At 36.1% G+C, this 7,596-nt stretch carries 6 protein-coding genes; 3 read left to right on the top strand and 3 right to left on the bottom strand.

What is annotated here, in order from left to right; genetic code table 11:
• Positions 1 to 31 precede the first annotated feature (31 nt).
• The 3 genes from BGP15_RS21720 to BGP15_RS21710 are packed head-to-tail and all read right to left on the bottom strand — an operon-like array spanning position 32 to position 3,065.
• Positions 32 to 2,422 (bottom strand): TraG family conjugative transposon ATPase, encoded by a 2,391-nt coding sequence (locus BGP15_RS21720; protein ID WP_298939173.1) that lies wholly within the window; start codon positions 2,420 to 2,422, stop codon positions 32 to 34.
• Positions 2,419 to 2,748: a DUF4133 domain-containing protein gene (locus BGP15_RS21715; RefSeq protein ID WP_038330861.1), complete on the bottom strand. Its 330-nt coding sequence runs from the start codon at positions 2,746 to 2,748 to the stop codon at positions 2,419 to 2,421. The genes BGP15_RS21720 and BGP15_RS21715 overlap by 4 nt, the downstream gene beginning before the upstream one ends.
• 11 nt (positions 2,749 to 2,759) lie before the next feature.
• The gene (locus tag BGP15_RS21710) at positions 2,760 to 3,065 is read right to left on the bottom strand and encodes a DUF4134 domain-containing protein (RefSeq protein WP_038330864.1); all 306 of its coding nucleotides are present in this window, start codon (positions 3,063 to 3,065) and stop codon (positions 2,760 to 2,762) included.
• Between the two features lie 193 nt (positions 3,066 to 3,258).
• Between BGP15_RS21710 and BGP15_RS21705 the strand changes: the two genes are divergently transcribed.
• From BGP15_RS21705 to BGP15_RS21695, 3 genes are read left to right on the top strand one after another with little or no spacing between them, the layout of a single operon-like run.
• Positions 3,259 to 3,555, top strand: a complete 297-nt coding sequence (locus BGP15_RS21705) for a helix-turn-helix domain-containing protein (protein ID WP_038330866.1) — start codon at positions 3,259 to 3,261, stop codon at positions 3,553 to 3,555.
• 22 nt (positions 3,556 to 3,577) lie between these two features.
• Positions 3,578 to 5,659 (top strand): ATP-dependent endonuclease, encoded by a 2,082-nt coding sequence (locus BGP15_RS21700; RefSeq protein ID WP_038330868.1) that lies wholly within the window; start codon positions 3,578 to 3,580, stop codon positions 5,657 to 5,659.
• On the top strand, positions 5,641 to 7,572 hold the full coding sequence (locus BGP15_RS21695; RefSeq protein WP_038330870.1) for an ATP-dependent helicase: 1,932 nt from the start codon (positions 5,641 to 5,643) through the stop codon (positions 7,570 to 7,572). Before BGP15_RS21700 ends, BGP15_RS21695 begins: the two co-directional genes overlap by 19 nt.
• The last annotated feature ends 24 nt before the right edge of the window (positions 7,573 to 7,596 follow it).

Below are 7,596 nucleotides of genomic sequence, written 5' to 3'. Positions count from 1 at the left end.
GTGGTTGCCAAACCACATTCACTATATGCCCTTATGGGCGCACCAAATATTCCTCAAGGCTTACTTCCGTTGCGTACACTGCCGAGTGTGTTCCGCCCAATCCAATCCAAACTTCCTTGTACAAGCGACTGGCATCGTTGTTCATATTGATGGATAGTACCTGTGCTTTTTCTTTATCCGTGAGCCCAAGCATTGCTTGTATATCATCAAACTTGTTCATATACTTACGCTGGTCTAAGAGGATTTTACAATCGGAATTGTTGATGATACTCTCTTTTACAATAGGCGACTGGATAATATCATCGACTTCTTGGGTTACGACAATAGCTTCTCCGAAGAATTTTCTTACTGTTTTAAAAAGATACTTTATGTACTCAGCCATTCCTTCTTTTGCAATTGCCTTCCACGCTTCCTCAATCAAAATGAGCTTTCGGATACCTTTCAGTCTTCTCATCTTGTTGATAAAGACCTCCATAATGATGATGGTAACTATCGGAAAGAGGATTTTGTGATCTTTAATCGCATCAATCTCAAACACGATAAAGCGTTTGGATAACAAGTCTAACTGCTTGTCCGAGTTCAGCAGATAATCATACTCGCCACCTTTGTAATAAGGTTCTAAAACGTTGAGGAAATTTGCTATATCAAAGTCTTTTTCACGAACCTGTTTTTCTTCGAGTACCCTGCGGTAATCTCCTTTTACATATTCATAAAAGCCATTGAATGATGGGAAAATGCCCTCGTTTTTTATTCGGTCGATATAACCTGAAACGGCATTGGACAAGGCAACTTCCTCTGACCTTGTAGGCGGTTCATCGTCACGTTTCCAAAGCGTGAGTATCAAAGTTTTGATACTCTCACGCTTTTCAATGTCGAACACACCATCATCGGTGTAAAATGGATTAAAGGCAATCGGGTTATCTTCGGTATAAGTGAAGTAAACACCGTCTTCGCCCTTGGTTTTTCCCTTAATCAATTCACACAATCCTTGATAAGAATTTCCTGTATCTACCAGCAATACATGAGCACCTTGCTCGTAGTATTGCCTAACCATGTGGTTTGTAAAAAAAGATTTTCCCGAACCTGACGGACCAAGTATGAACTTGTTCCGGTTAGTGATAATCCCTCGTTTCATCGGCAAATCCGAAATATCTAAATGGATAGGTTTTCCTGTAAGCCTGTCAGCCATCTTGATACCAAATGGGGAAGGCGAATTGTGGTAGTTGGTTTCTTCGGTAAAGAAACATAAGGCAGGTTCTATGAATGTGTAAAAACTTTCCTCGCTCGGAAAATCACCTGCATTGCCTGGCATTCCAGCCCAATACAAGGTGGCTACATCCGTTGTATTGTGACGTGGCTTGCATTCCATCAATGCTAATGCACTACCGCAATCATTCTTTAGTTGTTTGAGTTCCGTGGGATCTTCCGACCAAGCCATAATATTAAAGTGTGAACGAACAGAAGAAAGTCCGAATGAATGTGCTTCGTTCAAGTATTTCTCAATCCACTCTTTGTTGATTTGGTTGGCACGGCTGTACCGAGCCAACGAGTGCATGTTACGGGCAGATTTCTCAAACTTTTGCAGGTTATCCTCGCTGTTATCCAAAAACAGGTATTGGTTATAGATATGGTTACAGCTAAGGAGCAATCCTACAGGTGCAGCGAACGATAATCGACAGTCGCTTCGGTCGGTAGAGAGTTTTTCAAACCGGGTATCAGCCGAAACGGTTGCAGGCAGGTCGTCCGTATCGGACAAGGTGTGCAAGGACAACCTTTTGTTTCCAATACGGACTTCTTCAGCACTGAGTGCGATGTCCTGCATTGCCGTTCCGTTTTCTCTTGACAGCGTTAAGTATTGCTCCAGCAATCCCTGTGTTTCGTCCGTACCAATGATGTCGTCTTCGGTCAAACGTCGCAGGCTTATAAATCCGCTATCGTTCACAATCCGCTCAAACTGAGCCACCGCTTCCATAAATCGGTGTATCGTTTCTTTATTGATTTCCTTTGGAATGAGTGTGCCTTTACAAAGCGAACTGAAATTGCTTTGCATACGCATTCTATTCTTAGTGGTCTTTGTCAGAAACAAATAGCAGTAATGGTTCAGGAATGGTCGTTCGTTGAAATGACGTTGGTAGGATTTTGACAGAAAGCTCTGGTCTTCCTGTACCAAATCGGGAGCGTAATTCTCTTTGATGTACCAATCCTGTTTGTGAATGACGGTAAAGTCTGGTAAGGTTTTGATTGCTTTGTGCCAAGCGGAATGAATAGCCTCGTATTCTGCCGATGCAACGGTAAATAGTTCCGGCAACCGTACTTCAAAACAGGCGGTAATATCTGCATCTTTAGAAAGAATGCAGTTGTTCTCTACTGCCAGCAAAGGAAATTTGTTTTCCAATGTGGCTGTCTTAGCTACATTTCTCATACGTTTTTGGATTTAGGAGTGAATATTAAATACCTGTGTACAGGCTTGCGGCAGATGATGTAACGGGGATGCCTTTTTATGGCTCCCAACTTCATTAGTCCGTGTTCACCATATTTCCTGTTCAGTAAAAAGGTCTGCCAGATGATAAGCGAAGTACCTCCGGTTCCGAGCAGTAGACAGATGTAAGAGTTTACACCTGCCATATACATTATCATCACGAAGATTAAGGTACCGAGCAATCCTCCAGCGAAGATGAACAGGTACTGTGCTTTCAGTCCCTTAAATTCCACCGTTCTTCCGATGCCCTTGTTGATATTGTAATTCATAAGGCAAAGGATTAAAGGAAGAATGAACGCAGAATGGTAGCTGCTACAATCAGGAAGATACAAGCACCGAACCAAGAAGCTGCCGTCTTGCTTGTGTCAGGATCTCCACTACTAAATTTGTTATACACCTTAACACCTCCGATGAGCCCTACAACTGCACCGATGGCATAGATGAGTTGAGTTGCAGGATCGAAATACGACGTTACCATTTGGGTTGCCTCATTAATACCAGCCGAACCATTTCCCTGTGCAAACGCACCAATTCCTGACAACATCGCTACAGTTGCCAGCAAAACTTTTTTTCTTTGTTTTTCCATAATTGAAACACATTAATTTGTTAAGTTCACCCGCACCATGCGGGCTTTCGGGACAAAGGTGTTTCGGAAAACGAGGCAGTCTAACAAATTGGCAGTCAGAGGAATTATTTGGCGGTTAATGGCTTTACAATATATACTTATCAGAAAAAAATACTTAAATTTGACTTATTTAGACAAGTCTTAAAAAAGCAAAATGGCATTTGGTAAACATATAAAAGAACTAAGAGAAGATAAAGGCTTATTTCTACGAGAAGTTGGAGCTGCATTAGAATTGGATAGTGCTTTTATCAGTAAGGTTGAAAATGAAGAAAGACCATTGCCAAGAAAACATATTGAAAGGCTTGCAGAATTTTATAAAATTCCGATTAATGAGTTATTGATACTATGGCTGTCGGATAAGATAATTGAGTTGCTGAAAAATGAGCCTGTAAGCAAACAGGTTTTAAAAATATCTCAAAAAAGATTAAAAAAAGAGGAGAATAAAAAATAATCAAATACTATAACCAGCTATTATGAAGATAAAAAAAATAGAAGTTGAAAACTTTCGATTGCTGAAGACTTTCTCTATGGACCTCGAAGATGAGCTTTCTCTCGTTATCGGAAAAAACAATACAGGAAAGACTTCCATTCTATCAGTTCTGGATAAATTTATAAATGAGAAAAGTAGATTTTCTTACGATGACTTTAATATTGATTTCAAAAACGAAATTGAAGGTTTAATTAAGTCGGGTGATGTTCCAGATGAATTTCTTTCCAAAGGCATTAAGCTAAAAGTTTATATTGAATATAGTGATACTGATGATTTATCTAATGTCAGCAGAGTATTAATGGATTTAGACCCTGACAATAACAATATTGTTTTAGGTTTTGAATACACTGTAAGTTATGATGATTTTTTAAGAATAAAAGCTGATTATGCAGGCTTTGCAGCCAGTGAAAATGCAAAAAATGTTAAGAAGAAAGAATATAAACCAAGGGAGCTAAAATATTTTTTAAAGCAAAACTTAGAAGCTTATTTTAAAATTCATAAATTCTCTTTTGAATACGACACAGCAACAAACAAGATTACTGACACTAAACCAATTGACCTTGTTAGTGAAAATATTAATTTAAAAGACATCATTAGTTTCAAGTACATAAGTGCAAGGAGAGATGTGACAAATAAGGAAAAGGAAAACACACTATCAAAACAAACCTCAAGCCTCTATAAGAAGAAAGAAGATAGTAGCGATAAAACTCAGGCTACAGAAGACTTTAAAGACCAGCTTTCAGAAACCGATAGTACATTAAGCGAGATCTACAAAGACCTATTTAAAGATGTGATAAAAAAAGTACAGGATTTTGGTGGCGTTAAGTTAAATGATACTGACATTGAAATTATTTCAACATTACAACACAGAGAATTACTTGAAGGAAATACTACAGTGGTTTACACTCACGATGACCATAAATTACCCGAGCACTATAATGGTTTAGGATATATGAACCTTATAAGTATGATTTTTGAAATTGAAATTTTAGTACAGGATTTCAAAAAGGATAAAGACAAAAAGCCAGCAGACATAAATCTACTTATCATAGAAGAACCTGAAGCTCATACCCATCCCCAAATGCAATACGTCTTTATAAAAAATATAAAAAAGCTACTTAAGGAGGGTGTTAAAAGAGATGATGGGATAAATAGACCATTGCAGTACATTATTACAACACATTCATCACACATTGTTGCAGATAGTGATTTCAATGATATAAAATATTTGAAAGCAATAGCAAAAAATGATGTGAATGCTAAAAATTTAAAGGATTTAGTGGCTCTATATGATAAAGACCCGAAACACTATCAATTCTTAAAACAATATCTTACAATTAGCAGAGCTGAAATCTTTTTTGCTGATAAGGCAGTCCTAATCGAAGGAGATACAGAAAGAATTTTGATACCGACTTTTATGCGAAAAGTAGACTTAGAAGAAGTTGTTCGTTTAGAAGCAGAAGGTAATGCAGATACATTCTTACCACTTCTGTCTCAAAATATTTCAATTATAGAAGTTGGTGCATATTCACACATATTTGAGAAGTTTATCGATTTCTTAGGTATCAAATCATTGATATTAACAGATATTGATGCTATTAAAGTGACAGGTAAAAATACCAAAGGCGATGATGTTTGGGGAGCTTGTCCTGTTAAAGAAGGCACCAAAACAAGTAATTCTGCAATTGGTCATTTCTTAAATGCTGTAACTTGGGAAGATTTAAAAGCTCTGCCTGTTGGAGGTAGAACAATTATTGTCGGGAGTTCTACAATTTGTATATGCTATCAGCAGGAAGAAAACACCTATCACGCAAGGAGTTTTGAAGATGCTTTTATACATCTGAATAGAGCATTTGTAAAAGAAAATAAAGATACTTTCCAAGGAATAAAAAACGCTTCTGATTTTGATGACGATGAGAAAAGCCCTTATGATTTAGCAGATAAGTGTGTTAAGAAGAAAACCCATTTCGCTTTAGATATATTGTATCATAGTGATGAAAACTTTAGTAATTGGAATATTCCGGCTTACATTAAAAATGGTTTGTTATGGCTGAAGGAAGATTAAATTTAGAACCGGAAGTACAGGAAATTTTTCAGTCAATTGATAACGGCAGGAATTTCCTATTAAGCGGCGGTGCAGGAAGTGGTAAAACATATTCATTAGTAAGTGTTATTCGTCAAGCAATAGCCGAAAATCCAACAGCTAAGGTTGCTTGTATGACATACACTAATGCAGCAGTTAAAGAAATTGAAGAAAGGGTAAACCATAAAAATCTTAATGTATCCACTATACACGATTTCTTATGGGATAGTATTAAACATTTTCAAAAAGAACTTAAAGAAGCTCTTATTTCCTTAGCGAACAATGACGAAGTAACCAAAATTTCTATTGAAGAAGTCAATCCTGTTCCAGATGATTATTATGCAGTTTTGCCTGATGGTGTACAGTACAAAGAGTTTGTTAGAATACGTGAAGGAATTATATCCCACGATGAATTACTTACAGTAGCCAACTATCTCTTTGAAAAATACCCCAAACTTAGCAGTATAGTAAAAGATAAATACAAATTCATTTTCATTGATGAATATCAGGATACAAATAAAGCTGTTGTAGAAACATTTCTTACACATTTCAAGAAAAGTGAAAGAAAGAATATCGTAGGTTTTTTTGGAGATGCTATGCAATCAATTTATGAAGATGGCATTGGTAACTTAGACGATTATAAAGGAGAAGATGCTGAAAAAGTAAACGAAATTCCAAAGAAGCAAAATAGAAGAAATCCCAAACTTATTATTGATTTGGCGAACAAACTTCGTACCGATGGTATAACTCAAGAGCCATCTGCCGACCCGAAAGCTCCTAATATGGCTGGTGGTGTAATAAAGCAAGGCACTGTTTTGTTTCTGCATTCCACTGATGGGAACATCAATAAGGTTGAAGAGTTTTTAGCAGCAAATTATGCTTGGGACTTCAATAATTCAAAGGAAACAAAAGAACTGAACCTTACTCACAATTTAATAGCAGGTAAGGCTGGTTTTAGAACCTTGATGGATATTTATGATAGAGACCACGTGTTAAGCTATAGAGATAGAATTAAGAAATACATTAAAGATAATAACGTAGCTAATGATTTTTCAGAAAATACATTTGGAGAAGTAATTGAAGTATTACAGCAAGGAAAAAGTGGCAGAGATTTAAACGCTGTTCGTCCAACAAATACAATGCAGATTTTTATTGATGGTAATGCCGAATTGTATAATTATGCCAAATCATTAAAGTTTCTTGAATTTTCCAAAATGTATGTTGACAAAGACCAATTACTTGATGATAAAAAGCAAGATGAAGATGATGAAAACAAGAAAGGTTCAAAAAGAGATAATCTTATAAAACACTTATTTAAAATTCAGAATAATATTTCTTTGTATCAAAATAAAAAGTACAATGAATTTTTAAGAGCCACAGATTATCATTTTAAAATAACAAATATTGCAAGCAAAAAAGCCTTAAAAGAAAATATTGAAAGCCTTGTGAATGTTGGAGATAATACGATTGAACAAGTTATTAATGACGCTAACGAAAAGAGAATTTGTTTGATTGATGATAAGCTGATTGCTTTTAAAGAGAACAAAGAGTATTTGTATAATCGAGTGAAGGATGTTAAGTTCAGTGAATTTCAAAAACTATATGAATACCTTGAAGGACAAACACCGTTTTCAACACAGCATAAAACCAAAGGTGCAGAATTTGACAATGTTTTAGTTATACTTGATAATGGCGGTTGGAATAATTATAATTTTGGTAATCTTTTCTTAGAAACAGGGTCAGCAACTGTATTGGATAGAACTCAAAAAATATTCTATGTTTGTTGTACAAGGGCTAAAGAAAATTTAGCGGTTTTCTTTCACAATCCAGATGCACAAGTTATTGCAAAAGCTAAAGAATGGTTTGGAGATGCTAATGTGATTGATATTGATTAAGGTTCATTCATAAAACATTGGGGA

The organism is Sphingobacterium sp. 40-24, from assembly GCF_001899705.1.
GTDB classification, from domain to species: Bacteria; Bacteroidota; Bacteroidia; order Sphingobacteriales; family Sphingobacteriaceae; genus Sphingobacterium; species Sphingobacterium multivorum.
The sequence above is the reverse complement of the archived record's forward strand: the minus strand, read 5'-3'. Positions and strand labels throughout refer to the sequence as shown.

Bases quoted from the DNA above. Each gene is read 5' to 3' on its own strand.
- BGP15_RS21705 (WP_038330866.1), top strand. From the start codon at position 3,259: ATGGCATTTGGTAAACATATAAAAGAACTAAGAGAAGATAAAGGCTTA.
- BGP15_RS21710 (WP_038330864.1), bottom strand. From the start codon at position 3,065: ATGGAAAAACAAAGAAAAAAAGTTTTGCTGGCAACTGTAGCGATGTTG.
- BGP15_RS21700 (WP_038330868.1), top strand. From the start codon at position 3,578: ATGAAGATAAAAAAAATAGAAGTTGAAAACTTTCGATTGCTGAAGACT.
- BGP15_RS21715 (WP_038330861.1), bottom strand. From the start codon at position 2,748: ATGAATTACAATATCAACAAGGGCATCGGAAGAACGGTGGAATTTAAG.
- BGP15_RS21695 (WP_038330870.1), top strand. From the start codon at position 5,641: ATGGCTGAAGGAAGATTAAATTTAGAACCGGAAGTACAGGAAATTTTT.
- BGP15_RS21720 (WP_298939173.1), bottom strand. From the start codon at position 2,422: ATGAGAAATGTAGCTAAGACAGCCACATTGGAAAACAAATTTCCTTTG.